Origin of the sequence: Psychrobacter sp. MES7-P7E (genome assembly GCF_002863645.1) — a bacterium.
GTDB lineage: Bacteria > Pseudomonadota > Gammaproteobacteria > Pseudomonadales > Moraxellaceae > Psychrobacter.
Genome location: NZ_PJBU01000093.1, coordinates 1 through 21453, shown reverse-complemented (window position 1 = coordinate 21453; position 21453 = coordinate 1). Strand labels below are relative to the sequence as shown.

The 21453-nt window shown below is 41.4% G+C and carries 18 protein-coding genes and 1 other RNA gene; 6 read left to right on the top strand and 13 right to left on the bottom strand.

The genetic code is table 11. The annotated features are described in order from the left end of the window. Positions 1 to 586, top strand: a 586-nt coding sequence (locus tag CXF62_RS07055; RefSeq protein ID WP_145990542.1) for an IS256 family transposase, incomplete at its 5' end; no start/stop codon positions are given. Between the two features lie 571 nt (positions 587 to 1157). Here the strand turns inward: CXF62_RS07055 and CXF62_RS07050 are convergent. After that, the gene (locus CXF62_RS07050) at positions 1158 to 2786 is read right to left on the bottom strand and encodes a long-chain-fatty-acid--CoA ligase (RefSeq protein WP_102093552.1); all 1629 of its coding nucleotides are present in this window, start codon (positions 2784 to 2786) and stop codon (positions 1158 to 1160) included. A 1964-nt stretch (positions 2787 to 4750) separates the two neighbouring features. Here CXF62_RS07050 and CXF62_RS07045 point away from each other — a divergent pair. After that, positions 4751 to 6271, top strand: coding sequence for an SGNH/GDSL hydrolase family protein (locus CXF62_RS07045; protein ID WP_102093550.1), 1521 nt, complete (start codon positions 4751 to 4753; stop codon positions 6269 to 6271). Positions 6272 to 6484: 213 nt separating this feature from the next. Here CXF62_RS07045 and CXF62_RS07040 read toward each other — a convergent pair whose 3' ends face one another. The 11 genes from CXF62_RS07040 to CXF62_RS06990 form a co-directional block, all read right to left on the bottom strand. Next, the gene (locus tag CXF62_RS07040) at positions 6485 to 9031 is read right to left on the bottom strand and encodes a DUF927 domain-containing protein (protein WP_102093548.1); all 2547 of its coding nucleotides are present in this window, start codon (positions 9029 to 9031) and stop codon (positions 6485 to 6487) included. 106 nt (positions 9032 to 9137) lie between these two features. Next, positions 9138 to 9743, bottom strand: coding sequence for a hypothetical protein (locus tag CXF62_RS07035; RefSeq protein ID WP_102093547.1), 606 nt, complete (start codon positions 9741 to 9743; stop codon positions 9138 to 9140). Next, complete coding sequence (locus tag CXF62_RS07030; RefSeq protein ID WP_102093545.1) at positions 9736 to 10263, bottom strand: hypothetical protein; 528 nt, start codon at positions 10261 to 10263, stop codon at positions 9736 to 9738. The genes CXF62_RS07035 and CXF62_RS07030 overlap by 8 nt, the downstream gene beginning before the upstream one ends. Continuing rightward, positions 10250 to 10531 carry a hypothetical protein gene (locus tag CXF62_RS07025; RefSeq protein WP_102093544.1) on the bottom strand — a complete coding sequence of 94 codons (282 nt, stop codon included), beginning with the start codon at positions 10529 to 10531 and terminating at the stop codon, positions 10250 to 10252. The genes CXF62_RS07030 and CXF62_RS07025 overlap by 14 nt, the downstream gene beginning before the upstream one ends. Further along, complete coding sequence (locus CXF62_RS07020; RefSeq protein ID WP_102093542.1) at positions 10524 to 10799, bottom strand: hypothetical protein; 276 nt, start codon at positions 10797 to 10799, stop codon at positions 10524 to 10526. The genes CXF62_RS07025 and CXF62_RS07020 overlap by 8 nt, the downstream gene beginning before the upstream one ends. Further along, a complete protein-coding gene (locus CXF62_RS07015) occupies positions 10796 to 11044 on the bottom strand; it encodes a helix-turn-helix domain-containing protein (RefSeq protein WP_102093541.1) in 249 nt (82 codons plus the stop codon). Before CXF62_RS07015 ends, CXF62_RS07020 begins: the two co-directional genes overlap by 4 nt. A gap of 3 nt (positions 11045 to 11047) precedes the next feature. After that, a complete protein-coding gene (locus CXF62_RS07010) occupies positions 11048 to 11338 on the bottom strand; it encodes a helix-turn-helix transcriptional regulator (protein WP_228153187.1) in 291 nt (96 codons plus the stop codon). Positions 11339 to 11461: 123 nt separating this feature from the next. Then, complete coding sequence (locus CXF62_RS07005; protein ID WP_102093539.1) at positions 11462 to 12472, bottom strand: hypothetical protein; 1011 nt, start codon at positions 12470 to 12472, stop codon at positions 11462 to 11464. 118 nt (positions 12473 to 12590) lie between these two features. Next, positions 12591 to 13832: a tyrosine-type recombinase/integrase gene (locus tag CXF62_RS07000; RefSeq protein ID WP_102093538.1), complete on the bottom strand. Its 1242-nt coding sequence runs from the start codon at positions 13830 to 13832 to the stop codon at positions 12591 to 12593. Positions 13833 to 13995: 163 nt separating this feature from the next. After that, positions 13996 to 14354, bottom strand: a transfer-messenger RNA (tmRNA) gene (gene ssrA / locus CXF62_RS06995). Positions 14355 to 14439: 85 nt separating this feature from the next. Then, complete coding sequence (locus CXF62_RS06990) at positions 14440 to 15111, bottom strand: alpha/beta hydrolase (protein WP_102093536.1); 672 nt, start codon at positions 15109 to 15111, stop codon at positions 14440 to 14442. Between the two features lie 430 nt (positions 15112 to 15541). On the opposite strand from CXF62_RS06990, the gene CXF62_RS06985 reads away from it, so the two are divergent. From CXF62_RS06985 to CXF62_RS06970, 4 genes are all read left to right on the top strand, one after another. Beyond that, on the top strand, positions 15542 to 16906 hold the full coding sequence (locus tag CXF62_RS06985) for a glycerophosphodiester phosphodiesterase family protein (RefSeq protein ID WP_102093535.1): 1365 nt from the start codon (positions 15542 to 15544) through the stop codon (positions 16904 to 16906). Positions 16907 to 17138: 232 nt separating this feature from the next. Beyond that, positions 17139 to 17918 (top strand): response regulator, encoded by a 780-nt coding sequence (locus CXF62_RS06980; RefSeq protein WP_102093533.1) that lies wholly within the window; start codon positions 17139 to 17141, stop codon positions 17916 to 17918. A gap of 16 nt (positions 17919 to 17934) precedes the next feature. Further along, positions 17935 to 19737 (top strand): two-component system sensor histidine kinase CreC, encoded by a 1803-nt coding sequence (gene creC / locus CXF62_RS06975; RefSeq protein WP_102093532.1) that lies wholly within the window; start codon positions 17935 to 17937, stop codon positions 19735 to 19737. A 125-nt stretch (positions 19738 to 19862) separates the two neighbouring features. Next, positions 19863 to 20063, top strand: a complete 201-nt coding sequence (locus CXF62_RS06970) for a hypothetical protein (RefSeq protein ID WP_102093530.1) — start codon at positions 19863 to 19865, stop codon at positions 20061 to 20063. A 65-nt stretch (positions 20064 to 20128) separates the two neighbouring features. Here the strand turns inward: CXF62_RS06970 and CXF62_RS06965 are convergent. Further along, a partial coding sequence (locus CXF62_RS06965) for an AAA family ATPase (RefSeq protein WP_145990541.1) occupies positions 20129 to 21453 on the bottom strand: 1325 nt, incomplete at its 5' end.

Here is a 21453-nt window from a genome sequence, read left to right as displayed (position 1 = left end):
GTTCTGGCTTGGTGTTCTCACTGAGCTACAAAACCGCGGCGTTCAGGACATTCTTATTGCTTGTGTCGATGGTTTAAAGGGCTTCCCTGATGCCATCAATACCGTTTACCCCAACACTCAGGTTCAGCTGTGTATCGTGCATATGGTGCGTTACTCAATGAAGTTTGTGCCGTGGACGGATAAGAAGGCCGTAGCGGCTGATTTAAAGGCCATCTACGGTGCTGATACGCTTGAGATGGCAGAGGCCAACCTTGAGCACTTTGATGAAGTATGGGGCAAAGAGTACCCGCATGTCATCAAGTCTTGGCGCAATAATTGGGAGGGCTTAACGGTGTTCTTTGGCTACCCTAAAGACATCAGAAAAGTAATCTATACCACCAATGCTATTGAGTCGCTAAACAGCGTGATTCGGACAGCGGTGAATAAACGTAAGGTGTTCCCGTCTGATCAGGCAGCATTCAAGGTAGTATATCTGGCAACCCAGCAGGCCTCTAAAAAGTGGTCGATGCCAATCCGTAACTGGACGTCTGCTCTGAATCGTTTTATGATTATGTTTGATGACCGTATCAGCAAGCATTTAATCTAAAGGGCAGTTACACAGAATCTGGGATGGTCTCGTAGATAAGGACGATGCTTCAGGTTAACCTCACACTTGTTGTAAGTCTAGCAACGGCTTCTGCCTTTCCAGATTACGTTTATAGCTTCTGTTATACTAAAAACTAGTCAAGCGATAATATTTAGTTACTATTAAATTATAAAACTGAAAAACAAATCTAAAGTATACTCACAAGTGTACTAAAATATATATTTAAATATTTATCTATATACATCAAACACTTAACAACAATTAACCGTTCCGGCTCCGGGTACCATTACATAGTTCCTATACTATCTTATAGAACAGCTAAAGCCCCTGATATCAGGGGCTTTGTTGTATCTGGTGTTCTATACTGTCCTGCTCTATCTATCTCAATCTGTGCATCTGATGTACATTAATCTCTCAGTGCTCGTTTGAAATAATAATCATGATAAGTGATATAGATGACGAGCATCTCAAACGCCCTACTCACCTATACCACTATTCTTAAAGAAACCTATCTAGATTACACACTTGGTTTTGCAAGTAGCATTGTCAATTTATGCTCTTAACAGCCAAATCAGCTATCTAATAACACGTTGCCATAATCATCACGCAGGTCTTTTTTGACCATTTTGCCAGCGCCATTCAGCACGATGTTATCTACAAAGATGACTTTGTCGGGTATTTGCCAGCTGGCGATTTTACCTTCGTAAAAGCTCAGCACTTGTGGCTCATCGATTTCTGAATCTGGCTCCTTCACCACAATTAGTACTGGACGTTCGCTCCATTTTTTATGCTTTGCAGCAATAGCGGCCGCCATTCTTATCTGCGGATGGGCGACTGCGATGTTTTCCAGCTCTACTGACGATATCCATTCTCCACCAGACTTGATCAAATCTTTTGAGCGATCCCGAATATTCATATAGCCATCGGCATCAATGGTTGCAATATCGCCTGTGTCGAACCAACCATCTTCAGTTATCGCATCAGGATTTTCTGTGTAATAGTCATTGATGATCCAATGACCTTTGATCTGTAAACGACCTTGAGACATACCATCTTCTTCGACTCGCTGTAGCGGTTCATCAGTATCTATGAGACGTAGCTGAACGCCGTAGGGCGGACGACCTTGAGAGTTACGCAACTCATTAATCTCATCTTTACTCAGCGATTTATGCTTGGCTTTTATTTGATTCATCGTTCCAAGTGGGCTAGTTTCTGTCATGCCCCAACCATGCACCGCATCGCAGTTAAAGTCTTCTCTGAACGTTTTGATTACTGATGGTGGGCATGCGGCTCCTCCGACGATGGTACGCGTCATGCTATCAAGCTTACTACCTCTGGCTTTGGCAGCGGTTAATAGGCTTTGCCAAATTGTTGGAACCCCTAGAGCAACCGTAACATGACAATCATCAATGAGAGATACTAGGCTGTCACCATCGAGATTTGGACCAGGAAGTATGAGAGAGCAACCAGTCAGGGCAGCTGCATAAGGTGTGCCCCACGCATTGACATGGAACATCGGTACTACGGGTAACAAAACGTCTTGTGCAGAGAGCGCGGAGACATCAGGCATGCACAATGCCATCGCATGCAGCACAGAAGAGCGATGCGTATATAAAATCCCTTTAGGGTTACCGGTAGTTCCTGATGTGTAGCATAAAGAGCTGGCGGTCGCTTCATCGAATTGAGGCCAGTCAAAGTCAGTAGGATTTTCTGCTAATAGCTCATCAAAGAACAGTACATTAGGCAGTTTCTCTACGATACTATCATCTCGATCACTTAGACAAATGAAGTGTTCAACACCTTTGATATGCTGTCTGATTGCCATAATTAGCGGTAGGAAAGTAGTATCAAAAAACAGTACTCGATCATCAGCGTCATTGATAATGTAGCTCAGCTGCTCAGGGAACAAACGTGGATTGATAGTATGGCAAACCATGCCACTACCTGAAATGGCATACCAAGCTTCTAAGTGCCGACGATTATTCCAAGCCAAAGTTGCTATGCGTTCTGATGATTTAAGTCTCAGTGTAGCCAACGCATTGGCCAATCGTTTTGAGTTATCTGAGACAGTACGCCAATTGGTATGAGTCATCTGTCCATCGACTTCTTTGGACAAAACCGCCGTATCACCATGATAACGGGCAGCGTGTTCGATTAGACCACTGATCAGCAATGGCTGATACATCATTTTTCCTAACATAATACATTCCCTGTAGTTATTTGAAAGTCCGCTTATTCTTGCTACTGCATTGCCTGATGCGAAGAATAGGCCTCAACTAAGAATAATCAGAATTATTCTTTAAGACAAGTTAATATTATGTTCTCCATAGGCGACGAAAAACTGTGATTCAACTTCAAAGACTTGATGATTACTCTATATAAATAGTTTTTACTTTCTCATCAAAAGTTTATTGGTATCATTGTTTCTTTAATTAACCATAAAATTTAGACAAAAAAAATCCGACCACCTAAGTGATCGGATTTTTAATGTTTGGTGGAGATGGCGGAAACTAAACTATATTTACAAGTGACTGATAATAAACATTATTATAAATTTAAAAATAGACGATACCAACCATAATACCAACAATCGTTTTTTATTTTGCTGTTATTCAATGCCTACCCTATCAACTAAATATTATTTTGTAATTATTTACTGCTTCAACATACTAGGGTGGTCTAATTGTTCAGGACTTCACAAGCGGTGACCGCAGCCATATGCATATTTTTACGCACGCGAAATTAAAAGTTTAGCTATTGCTTTTTGCTTTAACCTCTCTTAACTTTATTAAAATGCTTATTTAACCAGTTATAGGTGCTAAGGTATGCGCTGTAAGTGTTTGGCTATACTGATCGCTTTAACTTCTTTTTGAAACGGTTTTTTTCTTGAGCGTGTGAATGGTGGCGGTGTCCTCTGTCGATACGCTCAACACTCAAAACAATACCCCCCTCGATACCTGTCCAGAAAGTGCTTTTTTATGGACTCAAGAAAGTCCCCCAGTCTTTTTATAGTAGTCCGAAAAACTACCCCTTTTTATGGACTCTAAAAAGTCCTTTATGTGCGTGCGTACTGTTCGCAAAAGTCCCTTGTAATTGGTGTTTGCTTCGCGCGTGTGCGTACTGTTCCATAAAGTCATTTTTAACCCTGCTTACGATGTCCGAAAATTGCCCCTTTTATGGACTCCGAAAACTAGGCAACGGTACTATAACGGCAAATTCCAAGCCAGCATTGCGCGGTGTGTGATTTGGTTTTCAATGTAAGGTTTTATAAGGTTTGCGATATGTGGTTTTCTAACGTTTCAATGTAAGGTTTTATCATATTTTGGGTTCAGGTTTTATCAGGTTCTAACCTTGTGGTGTTCTTGGGGTAGTGAGTGCTGCCAATGGGCAATATTAATATGAGGTTTTATGAGGTAGTAGCGCGGTGTTGATTTTGTTTGACAGCTCTATGTTGTTTTAGTGAGGCTATAACGCTGTAGGCTAATGATGGTCATGCTTTGGGCTAACGCTTACCCCATTGGGGGTTAGGCAATCGGTAAAGGGTGGTAAAGGTAATTATGCTTTTAAACCTTAACATTTATTAACATGCTGGCAGTCATCAAACTGGTTTGACTGTTAACTTTTGACAACATGCAAGGCGGTGCAAATTGATTTTGAATGTTAGGTTTTGTTAGGTTCTACGATGTCCAAAAACCTAGGGGAAACCTAAGGGTTTCTTTACACTATAAAAAGGGCTTGGCAGTGATCGCCTAACGTGTCCGAAAACCTAGATAAACCTTAACAGGCTAAACCCAACAATTGATTATTGTAATTAGCAGCTGTACCATACCATCGTTACAAACAACCATTTACTACCATAACCTTCCATTATCGTGTGTATCGGTAGTGGCTATTTGCCTATTCCACTTCTACTAATAGTCATGACAGTAATATAGTAATGGTACATCAACCGTCAAAAAAAGTAGAAAGAGTCAACATCTATATGATACGGCATAGTTCTAACTATCTGTCTCGGAATGGTCTTGCTATATGTATTGACCTATTACAAGATATCAAACAACGTTTTTCGTTGCTTATCCGTTGGCATAGTACGAGCCATAAGTAGTATCTTTTCTCTTTTTCGGAATACACTCTAATATTTCTTAGTCATATAAAGTAGGTAATATGCTCGATTCAATTTTGTTTATAGGTGATTCTTTAACTGAAAATCATGATAATTCAACATACACTGCTAGTTTAATTTCACGACTGCTACCTCAATATGGTGGCTTCAAACAATTTGATTATTTACCCTTGACTACTTCACACACTAAGTTAATGGGTGAACATGATCAAATCACGGTTAAACGTACTAACCCTGCAACTGTTATTCATATGTGGGGAGAGTCTGACCATAGATGGGAGCAATCACCTTATAAGTACTCACCTGATGGAAAAGGTTTTTACGTTGAAGAGTCAAACAGAGAGCAAATTTTTATAACAACGAAGGGTTTGCTTAAGGTAACTAAAATTAAGATTTTTTATCTCAAACAGCCTAATGGATGTCGTTTTTCATTCGGGTATTCAGCTCTATCCGCTGGCCAAAGGGTTTTAATTGACACTGATTCATCGATAGAAGAATTAGCAGTAGTTGATATTGACGCCACGCATTTGAGTAGTGAGTTGATAATAAGTTTAGATGGTAATGGTAAAAAGTTCGCAGCTTATGGTATTCAATTTATAGATGACTCTGAAGAAAAAGGGTTGATATATAATGTGTTTGCTCGGGGTGGGTCAACTCTTGAAGAGCATAATCAACTAGTAAATATTGAAGCGTATTATCAATCCATTCAGCCTACAGTCGCTGTAATCAATCTTGGAACTAATGATGCTCTTCAGAGACCTTCTCAGCTAACTGCATTGCAATTTAAAGAGCAGTTCCAATTATGGGTTAATAGAATTCGCAATGTATGTCCTAACATTAAAATCTTTGTAATTGAGCCTAACCGGAGTTCTATATATGGCATCTCTAAAGGAGATGATGCAAGAGGTCTTTTGTTCCCTGCATATACAAAAGTAAGAAAAGAGATTGTTAATGAAAATATCAATATGCAATATATTGATTTGCCTTCATTAACAGGAGATTACGATTATTATGAACTTAACGGATGGATGTTGGATGCACTTCATCCAAATTCTGAAGGCAAGTTGCAAATTGCTAATGCTATCTATCCTTATTTAGAAAAATTTGATAATAACGTAACATATAATATAATTTGTGACTCTAGACTCTATGAACCTGTTGTATCTTTGAATTCTATTTATGGTATAAGCAAGATAGATAATAAATGGACTACTTTGACAAGATATGGTCTCAAGAATCAAAATGTAAAATCATTCTTTGATATTGAAGTAGTTGCGTCAAAGTCAGGTAGACAATGGGTCTCCAATCTAAAATTTTATGCTGTAAAAAATCAACGTCCTGATTATCAAATAAATCACATAAGAGGTTTAAAGCAAAGTCAGGTATATCGTTATGATAAGGTGGACTTTACCTCTCGTTTAAGATTAAGAGCTGTGAAGACTGAAGGTAATAGAATAGAAATACAGGCTAGAGTAGTTGGTTTCAGTAAACCTGAAGCTACAGAGTGGGTTCTAAGTGGTAAGGTTACAGCTGCCTCATTGAATTTTTTACAAGAATTTTAGCATTAATTCGGTTATAAGCTGCTTTATCCTTATGCTATTAGATATAAGGTTTTTATACCATAAAAAAAGGCAGACGATAAACGCCTACCTTTGATTGTTTTTGCTGTACCTTAGTTTTTTGATTGGGACACTTGGGACAACAGGACAACGCCCGTGGTTGTTGGCTTGTAGCTGTCCCAGCTCCTTTTTTACCCTTGGGACACTTGGGACAGATTAACAAATTGAGCTACTTTGTCCCAGCTGTCCCAGTGGTGTTTTATTGCTTGGGACAGTGTCTAGCCCTTGCTGCATATGGGTTGTCCCAGTTGTCCCAAGTGTCCCAAGTGTCCCAGTGCTTTTAGTAGGTTCACAACTTAATATCTCGTTTTTGATTGCATAAACGCGCGTACGGTTTTTCTTGAATGGTAAAGATACTCTACACGTTCTGCGGTCGCTTTCTGTCACGTTCAATAGTCCAGCTTCATCTAACACTTGTAATACTTTGCTTTTATTGAATGGTGAACAGACTTCATCAAAGGTACTGGTAGAGAAATAATATTCGCCTGTGTCGTAGTTATGATAGCCAGCACGGTTTGTTATCTTAGTTTCAAAATCTTGGTGCATGTGAATGTGGCAAGGTTGAAAGCGACTACTGCCATGCTGTTCAATAAACGCCTGGATATGCTCTATGATTTGGCGCTGCTCATGCTCACCATCGCGCCCATAGTTGTCAAGCCAATTATCTAAGCATGTCATAACGGCGGTGGTTGCTTGTCCTGCTTGCCAGCCTGTAATACCTGCCAGCGTTGCCATCTCACCAGCAGCAGCCACAATAGCGAACCTTTTAGCGACTCTATGCGCTTGTGGGGCAAGGTCGCTATATTGACTCATAAAGTCACTGACAAGCTGCCTAGCGGTGGCTGTGGTCGCGGCTTTGTCACTGGTGATATGTTCTAGCCATGCGATACCAGCCACACCATAGTATCTATGATATAACTCTTTAATTTTATCCGCTTGTGCTGCGCCTGTCTCTGCCAGTACCAAACTATCAAACGTCTTTAAGCCTTTGCCAGCATCAGCGTCTATATGCGCGACTCTAACCTCAATACCTGCATTGGTTTTTTGCCCTGCTTGCGCCATGAAGTTTTGTAGCGACTCCTCACCATTAGATAAGAAGATAATGCGCCATGTTTTGGCTATGCGATTGTGTCCCGTGGTGGTGCTTCGTCCTTTACCTTGACCATTAGCCAGCATGTAAACGGTTTTACCTACTATCTTGGGATCACATTCGCTGATCTCATCAAGTGGCAGAAAACTGTCATTGTGCTCGCTTGCTGTGCCCTCCAATGCGTTGTCAGTGCTGCGCCATGTCTTAACGTACCTGTCAGGGTTGCCCCATACACTAGCAGCCAATTTAAGCGATAATGACTTGCCCATGCTTGATGAACCTAAGAGATGAAAACCGCCCCCGTCATATTCCAATAGCTCCAGTAATTGCCCTGCAAACGCGCAAGCAATAGAGAAAACAAAACGGCTTTGTTCTGCTAGTGGTTTGCATAACTCATCACGCCACTGGGCTAGCTCTCCTTGCTGGGTTAAGGTGCTGTTAATGCTGTTTGCAGACTGATAGACGATAAGCTGCTTACCATCGCTGCCTATGGTTCTGTCAGGTAATATATATTGCTTATCGTGCCAGCCCAACTTATCCACGCATAACGCCCGTTTATGAATAGGGTAGTTTTGAATATAGGTGTCTAAGTAGCTGCGCTGTTTGGGGTTGGTGGTAATGTTCAAGCCTTGACTAGCCAGCTCTTTGCGATATTCCCTTGCATCACCTTGTAATAGTGATAACGGCATTGACCATGTATGTAATACGCTGTCATCATCGCGCCACTGTAATAACCGCCCCCATGTGGTGCTGCCTGTGTCCCGTGTCTTTGCGATAACCTCTATCGGTGAACAAACAAACGCCTTAAACTTAAAGGTTATATTTGCTGGGTCATCATCGTTATACTTCACGAAAAACAGCCCGTCATGGTAGAGCTCAAAACGCCCATCACTATAGATCATTGGTTCATTCAGCTGGGGATCATCGCGCCATTCAGGATAATAGGCAGTGTCTTGTAAATTGATTAGCTGGTTGTCGCTGTCTGCCAGTATGGCTTCATAGCTGTCATGCTGTAGCATGGTGACGATATGAGCCACGGTAACCAATGCTTGCGCCTTTACACCTGCCAATAGGTTTATCAAGCCCTTGTCATCAAGCGTCATAGGTACAGTAACCTGTGATCCGCTGCTCCAGTGCTGCACCATCTTTTTAAGGCATTGCTTTGTTTTGTGAGGGCTAATGATGATCGTCTTGTCACTAGCCATTAGGTGCATATAAACATCAATACCGCTATCAAGGTCATTAAACGCTATTATCTCATTGGCTTTGTTTGGCTCACCAATGACGATAGCGCCATACCCTGTAGGATCAATGACAATGGGCTTTGCTTTGCTGTTTGGTGTGTAGAATACCGCGCCTACTGTATCGCCTTGCTTATCGGTCAAACGTAAGGCTATCGTGCCAGCGGTTGCTACTATTTGCGCGTCATCTGTAGTAAGATCATCTGTAATATTTATTAGACTGTTAGGCGGTAATAGCTGCAATAGTTTAATCAATAGATAATCATCTGCTAGCCCTTGCCGTGTGGCTGCATCAAAACTATTCATTACCACTGTAAAGCCTGTGCTAAATGCACGGGCTTTTTCATGGGTGTTTGTTGGTGTGGTGGTCATCTGTTCCCCCTTGCTTGTGACTGTTTAGGCTGGCGCGTGGCTCTGTACTTCTTGTAGTAGCTTTTGCGCTTGGCGTGCTTACGGCTCTGTTTTGGAGGGTAGGTTTTCATTGGCTGCCCTCCTTGCCGTAACGAGTCATTGCTAGGGTTTCTTTGATTGAACCTAACTGGCCTTGCAGTAGTTCGTGCCACGTTTCAGTGGTGTCATGTGTTAAGCGTGCCATTGATATAGCGACATGAGGTTCTATTTTTTCATAGTGAATAAGTGCTAACAGCTTGCCAATGTCACTTATAACAACGGCTGCGCTTTCAAGATCACAAGCAATATCTGATAACTCAAAAGATGACATAACAATAACTTCGTTGTCGTTTGCTTCGGTCATGTCTATTACTGTGCGTTGGCTGGTTTTCTTGCCACTGTATAGCGTGGCTATCGCTTGGCGGTTGGCTGGCGTGTCGTGGAATAGTGACGGCTGATAATCGCCTGTCTGCTTATCGCATGCTGGGACAAAATAACCTTGCTTGTCATAGTACAAGTGGCTGTCATCGTAAGTAAGTGCCAATAGTTTGCGCTTGCCGTATGGGTCATTGTGAAGTACAAACGGGTTAAGGCTCAATGACGGGCATAGAACGCTATCACCTGCCTTGAACGTGGCTGGTGTGCTGTTGGTAGTGGTTTGAGTGTTTGAGATCGTACGGATTGAATTAGGCATGATAGCCTCCTGTTAATTTTTGAGTATGTGCCACGCTATACGGTAAAAGTATAGGGTGACGGGTCTTACTCTCGGTCTTAACAGTGACCGCCCCGCATATTCGCCTTACGGCTATTTTATTTTGCAGCGTCAACCCGTCATAGTCGGTTAGCAAATGATTTGCTATAGATATGATGGTTTGCCCCCTTGATACGCTTAAATAAGCATGTGGGGCTATGCTTGAGTAGATAGGGACAGCTTGAGAGGCTGCGCTATTATCAGGCACAAAAAAAGCCAAAAGTTTACGACTTGGCAAGTCGCTGTTAAGTTTTGAGAGGTCTATATAGTAACCATTGTTGGTATTGGTTGCAATCAGTTTAGCATTGACTGGCTGGCAAGCTACCAATGACAGTAGCAAGCCAATACCTACTACCCATGCCATAAAGATAGTAAATCTAAGTAGTAAGCTACGTTTGTGGGGCTGGTTGTCGCTGTGCTGCCCGTGGTCGGCTTTTAGATTGGTTTTGTTATCGTTGGTCATTTCTTACGTCCTCCACGTTAAAGGCGATTTCTGCTATGCGTTTGGATAGCTCTTTTAGTGACTCCACTTGTCGGCTGCCTGTTGGTATTGCACAGCGTAAAGCTAGCATCTGATTTTCTACTTCTACTATTTCTATCAGGCTATTAATGGCAGTCACATTGGCGTGTAAGGTAGTGATTAGTTGATCTATAAAATCATCAGTTATCATCAGCACGCCTTTGTCTTTTAACCTGTCCATTACTTCGTTTATAAAGGTGTCATCACTCATAATCATTTACCTTGATTTCAGGTAATAAGATAAGCCCGTCCATCTGCTCGCTTAAAATGGTTGCTAGTTCACTGTTAGCGAATAAGGCAGACTTCACAGCGACTATTACGCCCTTGCTTGCGTCATCATCTGTGCTGATAGCACTAAGTGCCATTGCTAGGCTCTCAGCATCGTTTGATAGGTCTTGTATGCGGTCATTAATGACAGACAAGTAATAGCTATCTACTGCCACTAGGCGCGGTTCTAATATGTCGTTTGATTGGCTCATGATTGCACCTCGTTAGCGTTATTATCTGTTGGCTGGTCTATCCAATACCGTTTAAAGCGTTTGCCGTTGTTCTTTACCCATTCATCTTGAATGGTTACGCCTTGATCTCTTAGCTCACTGACACGCTGTAAAAAGCACGTTATGTTATAGAGGTCGTATGCTTCATAGGTGGATAGGGTCTTACCTGCTAACAGGTGATTAAGAATGATTTGCTTGTACTTCTGCTTTGTTTGCCGTGTGTTCATGATCTACACCTCGCTTGTGTTTGAGGTGTGAGAGTTAAGCCAGTGGTGCACTTCGGCATAGCTCCATGCTGTCATCGTTGGTGATAGCTTTCTGCCAGCTGGGAAACGTCCATCTTTTGACCATTCAAACAAGGTGGTTTTGCTAAAAGGTAGGAACGGCAAAATATCCTTTGCTCTGCCCATGCCAGTAGTAGGCAGTTGCATAGCTGGACTGTTTGCGGTGGTTGGTTCGGTATCGTGAGAGGTGTTATCAGTAAAAGGAATTACTGGGGTGTTTTGGGTTGGGTGTGTCATGTTCATAGCTCCATGTAATGTATTGAGCCGTAAAGTTGCTCTACGGCTTACATGGGCTATGTTAGGGGGTAGTAAGGGGGGCTTATAAGGGTATATAACGGTGATATACCCCTGTTTTTTTAATTATCTTTTTTCTGTGTCTATTCTTAATTGCTGTACCTGTTTTATCCAATGACTCACGGGCTTTTCTGTTATTTTCGCATTAAAGCTTATTGAGGAATTAACTATATTTTTGTTGGTCGTACCTTTATGAGCTGCAATATCTAATTGTGCCTTATGGAATAGAACATTTAATAAACGTGTAACAGCTGTTTGGGTTTTGGGGTTTAGTTCCACTTCATCAGCTGGCTTGTCTGCAAGGTCAGCTTTGGCTTGTGCTAGTTGGTTCTCAAGGTTTGATATTCTTTTTTCTGCTATGTGTTGATCTAGTTCTGCCTTTCTCTTTGACTGTTCAAGGCTTCGTTCTAAGTAATTACAATGTGAATTTAGAGATTTTACTTCTAGTAAAGACTTATCTAACTTATCGTTACATTCAGTCAGCCGTTGTCTATCACCTTCATATAGATTTTTTTGAATTTCGTAAAAAGTCTCAGGTCTTTGTTTCTTGTCCCATAACTCTTGGAATTGAGCTTTTAGCTTCTCGTTATCAGCTCTTAAGATGTCGTATTCTTTAGGCAAGCCTTGATAAAATGCTAACTCGTCACCCTCGTTTGTGTAGTCTGCATCTGTTATATCGGGTGACTCAGTATTAAATATTACTTGCTCAGGTAGCTGCATATTTAAATTAATTAGCTGTTCTACAAACCTCTTTTTGCCAAAACCCAGCTTACGAATTGGAGTGCCTATTCCAACATTGTTACAATCAATACAGTTTTTCAATTCGTAAATGATGGTTTCGAAGGTAATAAAAGGCTCGTACTGTGACTGCTCATTATCACTACAGACATAAACAGTTTTAACCGAAGTAGGAGTGATGAGTAGTAAATAAGTTTGCTTTCTTAAAAGTGTGCCTACTACAAAATCAAAGGCTTGTTGTACTGTGCCTTTTCCGTGTTCTGATACAAAATAAACACTATCAAAAATTGATATGAATTGCTTATTAATGCGCTTCTCTTGTTGTTCAAAAAAACTCATTTTCACACCTTTACACACCCTTAAATCAAAGTAGGTGCAAGGCAGTGCCAGCCTAAAGGTGTGTGAACGGCTGGCTTTCGGGTAATTAGTCCTAGCCTTGCATAGTTGGCGCTAAGTGTTAGCCTAGCTTTTGTTTGTGTTGTTTGAAGTCTGCACGGATCACGTTGTCTAGTTTGCCAGCGTAAGCATCGTCAATGAAGTTTGCCCATTCATTCATCATGTCTATTCTGTATGGTAGGTGCTGCGCTCCGTTGTATGCTGCGCTTATCTTGTTTTCTCTGTCATGTGCTAGCTGTAGCTCTATTGCTTCGTGCATAAACTCTTTTTCATGTAGCGTGGTACTGGCAAGCCCACGGAAACCGTGCCCCGTCATCTTACCTTTATAACCCATATTCCATAAGGCATTAATAAATGCACTTTGACTGTATGGCTTACGTGTTGAGGTATTAAAGAAAACATACTGATCCGAAAAACCTAGCTCTTTGATCTGTTCCAATATCGCCATTGCTTGCGGTGCTAGTGGCACAATGTGCAAACGCCTAGCTTTCATCTTTTCAGCTGGGACAGTCCATAAGCCACGATTAAAATCTATGTCCTGCCATTCCATAAATCTAATCTCATTGGTACGCACAAACGTATAGCATAAAAACCATAAGCCCAGCTTTACCAGTACATCACCTTGATAGGCCTCAATATCTGTTAGTAGCTTTGGCAGTTGCTGGCTGGTAATGCGGTGATGGTTGATTGTTTTGTGTGGCTTGATGGCTTCGGCTAGGTCTGTGGCTGGGTTATGTGTGGCTAGTCCATTGCGTATCGCATGTTTGAATATCTGCCCTACTTCTCTAATAGTACGCCTTGCCATTTCATTAGCGCCACGGCTTTCTACTGCTTTACCAATAGCCAATATGTCAGGCGCGGTTATGTCGTTAATGTTCTTTTGACCAATAGAGGGCTTAACATCACGCATATAGGCGGAATAATTACGGGAAAAGGTGCTTTCTGCTAGGTAGGTTTTGCGTTCTGCATACCATGACTGGGCTATGTTATCGAAAACATTTAAACCGTCTTGGCTGGCTTGTTGCTCTTTTTTGTGATCTTTGGGGTTCACACCATCAGCTATTAAGCGTTTGATCTCAATATTGCGCTGCCTTGCGTTCTGCAAGCTCATAACTGGATAAGTGCCAATAGTGAGGGTTTGTTGCTTACCTTGCCACCTGTAGGCGCTAATCCATGACTTAACGCCCGTGTAACGCACCCATAATTGCAGCCCGTTACCGTCACTATGCTTGTCAGGTCGCTTTGTATCAATCGAGGTGCTACTGGGCTGTAGCTTATTGATAACGGTATGAGTTAAGGGCATTGGACTATCCTTTGTTGGTATTGAGAGCGTGTATAAACTCTAATACCAACAATAATACCAACATTCTATATGGGACGCCATACCCCTATATAAACCTCAATACCTAAAAAACGCCCAAAATAAAGGGCTGACAGTCTATGACGGTCAGCCCTTTATCGTTGTTTGGTGGAGATGGCGGGAGTTGAACCCGCGTCCGCCAGCATTACGCTCATGAATCTACATGTTTAGTTTCTGTCTTTAAATTTAATCCGCACCGATCCGACAGTCAGGATGGATTGGACGATTCTCTACTTTTGAACCCAAGCAATTGAGACAATCACTTGTGGCGAGCCTACATGCGGACGCTTCAACTTAGTTAACCAACTGTAGGTGATCAGCAACTAAGTAAGCAGGGTTTAAGCTGCTAGAGCGTAAGTTTCGTCGTTTGCGACTATAACAATATATGTTTGATTAACGAGAGGACATACACTCTCGACATGCATCATTGAGTTTCATCACCAGCGTCGAAGCCAGAACATCCCCAATAAGACTGGCTATTATATAGGAGATATCGGTTAGGTTTCAACCTATAAGTAGCCTGCATTACATTACGTTACAGCTTAATGGGCTATGCTAAAACAGTGTTTAGCCATCTGCCGATATTTTGAATCTGCGGCATACAGACTTGATGTGCCATCGGATAAGTATGGTATTCAACGTTGTAGCCTTTGCTCGTCAATAACTGCTGCGCCTGCTCGCCTAGCATCACAGGTACGACTGGATCATGCGTACCATGCTCAATCAAAATCGGTAGGTCTCTATTGGCAGCACTATACTCAATATTGTCATTGGTTGCTAAGTAGGTAGAGAGCGTCATCAGACCCGCTAAGCGCTCTGGATGACTGAGCGCCACATGATAAGCAACCGCCCCGCCCTGCGAAAACCCAGCGATAACGATATGTTCAGGTTTGACGCCGCGTTCAATCTCGCGGGCAATCAAATCGCGAATCTGCTGCGAGGATGTCTCAATTTGTGTCACATCAACTTTGCGCTCAAGACTCATCTCCAAGATATCATACCAAGCCGGCATCACCATCCCACCATTGACCGTGACAGGACGCTTGGGCGCATGCGGAAAGATAAAACGTACTGCCATATCATTAGCCAAGCCAAGCTGCGGTACAACTGGCTCAAAATCATGACCGCTAGCACCTAAGCCATGTAGCCAAATCACTGCGCGATCTATCTTTTTTTGAGAGGGATTGTGCTCAACGACGACGGCGTCTAAATAGTTACTCATAGTTATCCTTAATAATGTAGTGAGATATGCCTTAAGCATTTTTGTATTTTTTGCCGAAATAATGTGTGTGTCATTATATGGTCAATATCATCTGTTAGTTTGAGAGTATGGTCAATAGTGAGGTACTAAACGGACAATAGCAAAAATGTGAACAGTATAAGAAGACACGTATGATTTTACGACCGATAAGCTCAATACCATCAGGCTCAAGTACTGTCAGCTGTCTATTCTTTAGTACATGTGCCTACAATTGTATCCGCATTAATGCTAAGTTCTTACAAGGCTAAGCTCTTACAAAACTAAGCTTTTACAAGAATGCACGACACTTAGCTTCTTTTGGCAAGTAGCAACCAATAGTCAAACGTTAATTTTTCAATTCCTATCCATACGTCCGATGGGATTTTTTTATAATTTTGCAGGAACATTTTACATGACAATTTCTAATAAATCAGCGCTTGAGCTGAGTAAGCACACGCTGGCTAAGGTTAATAAGATTAATATCGCCTTACCTTTAACGCTGATCAGCTCATTATTGATAGTAGGCTGCACTACCGATAGCCGATCAACGCTCACATCAAAAGCCCCTTTATCGACAGTGCAATCACAGCCACAATCGTCTTCACCTGTCGCATATACCTATGGAGTGCGTCCGTTTTATTTGATAAATGATATGGATGAGGGACCACTAAAAGAAGAGCTACAGGCATGCAGAGGGCAACTGCCAAGTAAGACAGATTTCTCTATTGCGCATCGAGGTGCGCCATTACAGCTGCCTGAACATACTTATGATAGCTACGTGGCGTCAGCACAAATGGGTGCTGGCATCTTGGAATGTGATGTCGCTTTTACCAATGACGGTGAGCTTGTCTGTCGTCATGCCCAGAACGATTTGCACACCACTACTAATATATTAGCCACGCCGCTGGCCAAGCAATGTACCGTACCGCCCATCTTAGATGCTAAAGGCAAACTTACCAATGCCGATAATATCGAATGTCGCACCTCAGATATCAGTGCCGCTCAGTTCAAGACCTTGACGGGTAAGATGGATGCTGCCAATAAAAAAGCAACCAGCCTTAGTGAATATATGAACGCAACTGCGCCTTGGCGAACGGATTTGTATTCACAAAATGGTCAGGTAATGACATTAAAAGAGCATATCGCATTGGCTCGCAAGCTAGGTATGAAACACACGCCTGAGCTAAAAGCGCCTGCAGTGACCATGCCGTTTAACGGCTATCATTTAGATGATTACCGCCAACAGCTGATAGATACTTATAAGGCAGCAGATGTGCCTGCAAGCGATGTATTTGCCCAGTCATTTAATATAGAAGATCTGGATTACTGGATCAAAAACGAGCCAGCTTATGGGGCTAATGCCGTTTATCTGATTGATGACAGCAATGAGACCGCTGACGATAAAACATTTAATAAAAATGACGCAACCACTTGGAAGCACTCATTGGCTAATATCAAAGCACGCGGCATTAACACCATTGCTCCAGCACTTTGGTCGTTAGTCACTACTGATGGTAAGGGAAATATGCAACCATCAGAATACGCAAAACAAGCCAAAGCCAATGGTCTAAAAATCATTACCTGGTCGATAGAGCGTTCAGGACCACTAACCGATGGTGGCGATTGGTACTATAGCGGTCTTGGTGATGATATCAACAATGATGGTGATATGATGAATTATATTGACGTACTAGCGCAAGACGTCGGTGTCCAAGGCATTTTTTCAGATTGGCCCGCTACAGTGAGCTACTATGCCAACTGCAAAGGTCTTAAATAGGTTTTCGCTTAGTCTATTAATAAACAACCATGCTTAATCTTCGTTATCAAGACCAGCTTATTTATTGAGCTGGCCTTTTTGTTGAATGTATTAAAATAATTACATCGCACACTATCTACTGAGCACCTTACTTTTCCATTAACTTTTCACACCATTTGACTCGTGGCAGCAAGAGCAGTCTGCTGTTTTGTGCTACGATAATTTATTAAGCTTATAAGACGATGTAGATACTATGACCCATATTTTACTGGTAGAAGATGATCCTGCGATCGCGATGTCACTCAAGGTCACCTGCAAGCGCGAAGGTTGGCAAATAACTTGGTTGGATAATGCCAGTAGTGTGTTACCCATGCTGCATAGTTATGAAGCACAAGATCTGTCGGCGATCATTATGGATGTCGGTCTGCCAGATGGTGACGGCTTGAGCCTATGTCAGCAAATACGTCACACACCTGATATCGACGCCTTAAAAGATTTGCCTATCGTGTTTTTGACCGCGCGTAGCGATGAGGTCGATCGGATTTTGGGATTGGAGATGGGCGGCGATGATTATTGTGCCAAACCCTTTAGTCCACGTGAGTTGGTCGCGCGTTTAAAAGCCATTTGGCGCCGTGAACAGCTAATTCAACAGTCAGGCTCTCATATCATAAACTCAGATAACAGTACGGATAATACTTCCTCGAATAATCTATCAGGACAAGCATTAACGTTTGAGAACCAATCTGGCGTTTGGCATTATCAACCGCTTAACTATTCATTAACGTGGCAAGAGCAAAAGCTTGAGCTTAGCAATACAGAACGCAAAATTTTGCTAACGTTATTGCAAGCACCGCATCAAGTATTTAGCCGTGAGCAATTGCTTAGCGCAGTAAGCGACTATCCCGACCACCGCTTGGCACGCACGATAGACAGCCATATCAAATCAATTCGTAAACAGCTCGCTATGGTAGATGCTAATGTCGATGTCATCCATACGCATCGTGGACTGGGTTACGCATTATGTCCCGCTTAACAGTGGCTGCTAGTTTATGAATAATAAAACTAATCCTGCTGAGAATGCTATTCATAACGACCAAAGCAATTGGTATGCCAAACTGCACCCTATTGGTACTGCTCAGCAAGCTCCTAAACGCAAACGGCTGCTCAATTTAAGTATATTTTTTAGGATTTGGCTAGCCGTTGCGTTGGTGCTCGTCATATGCGGTGTGGTTGTGTTTACTCAGTTGTTTGGCTACGTCAAGCCAACCGCGCAGCAAGTCATCGAAGACACGCTCCTAGACACTAGCAAACTGTTAGCAGCCAGTCTCCAAGTGCCATTATCTACAGGACAATTATATGATGAGGAATATCAAGCGCAACTTGATGCTGCATTTGTGGGCATGCCAGCGATGGATGAAATACTCAGTCCTGTCGATCAAACCAAAAGCTACAGTAGCTTTCGCGTGTATGTGACAGACAGTAGCGGCATAGTCATTTACGACTCGCTACCCAAACCTGACAATAATGAAGGGCAAAATTATGGGCGCTGGAATGATGTCTATCTCACATTAAGAGGTCAATACGGTGCAAGAAGTACGCTGCGGGATGGCCAGCAGCGTGATGGTTCGGTCATGTATGTCGCACAGCCAATAAAGAATATGTCTGGCGATATTATCGGCGTGGTCAGCGTCGGTAAGCCTGTCGCTAGCGTATTGCCTTATTTAGATGACACACGTAACCGCATGCTTATCACCGCACTACTTATCAGTATCGCCGCCCTTATACTGGCGGGTCTCATCGCATGGTGGCTCAAGCAAAGTATTACCTTGGTGACTCAATATACCAGTGCATTGGCAGAAGACACCAAAAAGCCCTATTTTTATCTGGGTCATGAATTAAATAGCCTGACAGATACCATCGAGACCATGAAGCATCGACTCGAAAATAGAGCTTATGTCACTGATTATGTCCATACTTTGACCCATGAGCTAAAAAGCCCTTTGACCGCCATTCGCGCCAGTAGTGAGCTGTTAGAAGATGATGGATTAGATGGTCATATGCTTGATAAGGATGATCGGCAGATGCTCATTGAGACGGTTGGTGAGCAAAGCGTAAAAATGCAACAGCTCATCGACCGCCTATTGTTGCTTGCGAAGGTTGAACAGCCTACCTTCAAGCTCAACCGACAACTGACTCCCCTATTACCACTTTTGCAAAGTCTGATCAAAGATAATACAGCCAAGCAGCAACAGCAGAATCTATACCCTATCGATATATACATCGATGATCAGCACATGACAAACACTACAAACTTGCCAGCAGAGTTGTTGGCCTCTACCAGTGTGTTTGCTGACCAATTTTGGCTGATACAAGTCCTACAAAATGTGCTGGATAATGCCATTCATTTTGCTGATAGCACTGTTAACATCTCTTTGCATAGCACAGCGCGAACGGTAATCATTGATATATTTAATGATGGAAAGCTGTTGCCTGATTATGCTATTGAAAAAGCTTTTGAACGTTATTTTAGCCTATCTCATCAAAGCCAACCCTCATCTCAAACAACGAATCATACAGACAGCAATGATCTAAATACAGAGGCGGCAGATCCAACGACTAAGCCAAGGCAGACTGACTATAGTAGTAATACGCTTAAAAAAGGCACGGGCCTTGGTCTAACACTAGTGAAGCAAGTAATTGAACATCATGGTGGTCAGGTAGCCCTCAATAATGTCCGTACTAATGATGATAAAGCTGACACTAATAAAGCTAGAACTGATAATACTGATACTGGTAAAAACCAGCGTTCTGGTGTGATGGTTAGTATCACCCTACCACTAGCTTTAGAATAAGAATTTTATAAGGATTCATCAACTTTCCATCATGACTACACAGGATTTCTACTTTATTGTTTTACGATAGCACTAAGATCTGTTGAACCGTCAAATTTGTAAAGTAAATGAGGATTAGACAACCTATGTCACATCAATTGACCGATAACCCTATTATCAAGAATCTAATCGGCTTTAGCCGTCATCACTGTACACAGACATTAACGAGCCAAGGCGTCGATAGTATTGAGTTTGGTCATTGGCTAGCAATTCCTAGTCAGCGGTTATTATTGGTATTTCGACATCAGCAATGTGTAGCTATTGATAGTTATCAAGTAGCTGCTTAGTGATTACAGTCATCTAAAATCGGAATAAGTTTTATTAACTTCAAAATATTAAGATTCATCAAAAATCAACCCACACTGGCCTCTCTAAATGCTTTAAGTTTAGCTTTGAAGCTATTTTTCCACAAACTAAATTCTCTAATATCATCTTCTATGTCAGTTTTACTAGGTAACCTAGGTATAGTTGATATCCCTCCATCATGTTCAGTAATAGAATATTTACCGAACAAACCTAATATGAAATTAATATCAGTTTCCTCAGTAACGACATAGCTTGATAAGTAGCCTCTTTTCAAATTGATATTCTTTGAAAAGCGTTCATATGTACGGTTTGATAGTACTTCTTCGACAGACCTTTCTAATAGCATTCTGAACCTTTTCCTAGCAGAGTCTAATTTAACTTCTCGCTCATGAGCATTTGTGATTGAAAGTGAGTCATGCTCTCTGATTATTCTTTGGATTGAGTCAACTCTTTCCTGAAGATTCTTAGCTAAATATGGAATTTCATCTGTTACAATACCTGTTACTCCATTATATTTATCAATTCCTATTATCTCACAATCATTTGAGGTCTCAGTTTTATGAATATCCATAAGCAATCTCATAAAAGATAGATCATGCGTCAGTACAATAATCTGTCTAGTTTGAGCTAAATTAACTAATTTGACTGCGATAAGCTCTCTATAATCCGTATCTAAAGAAGTAACAGGATCATCAAAGATAATACTATTTAATTTATTATCAATCGTACATTCTGCTAAGAAATTTGAGAGTGAAACAATACGTTGTTCGCCTTCACTTAGAATAGTACCCATATCGTCGCTAACTTCACTGAAGTTACATTTCATGAAAGCTTGACCTATAGTCGTTCTACTTTTAGAAATCTTTACTTTATTAGATAGTTCAGAATTAAAACAGTTTAAATGAGCGATGAACTCATCATGCTGTAGATTAATAGCTTCTTCGGTCATAATATCACCGATTTTTTTAGATATTATCGAGGTATTTAACTGTTTAATTAGATGGCTTAACCATTGTTTATACTTAAGTTCTTGATGATATTGGATGATAGTAGCTTTGTTATTAAATATAAATTCTTTTGCAGCAATATTGTGATATTCAATCCAGAAATTATTTCTATTTTGCTGTAACTGAGCTAGTTCGTGAATTTTTTTACTAATATCCTCTAATATAGGCTCGATATCTACTGGCATTACTGGAATAGGGAATATCAATCCTCCTCCATTTTCTAAATAAGTCAAAATTGAATTGATAGAAAAACGAACTTCTTGTTCAAATTTCTGAAATATTTCATTAAAGTTATTAACATAGTATTCTATTTCATCAATATTGCCATAAGCCGAAACAGACATATTTGAATAAAGCATTTTTT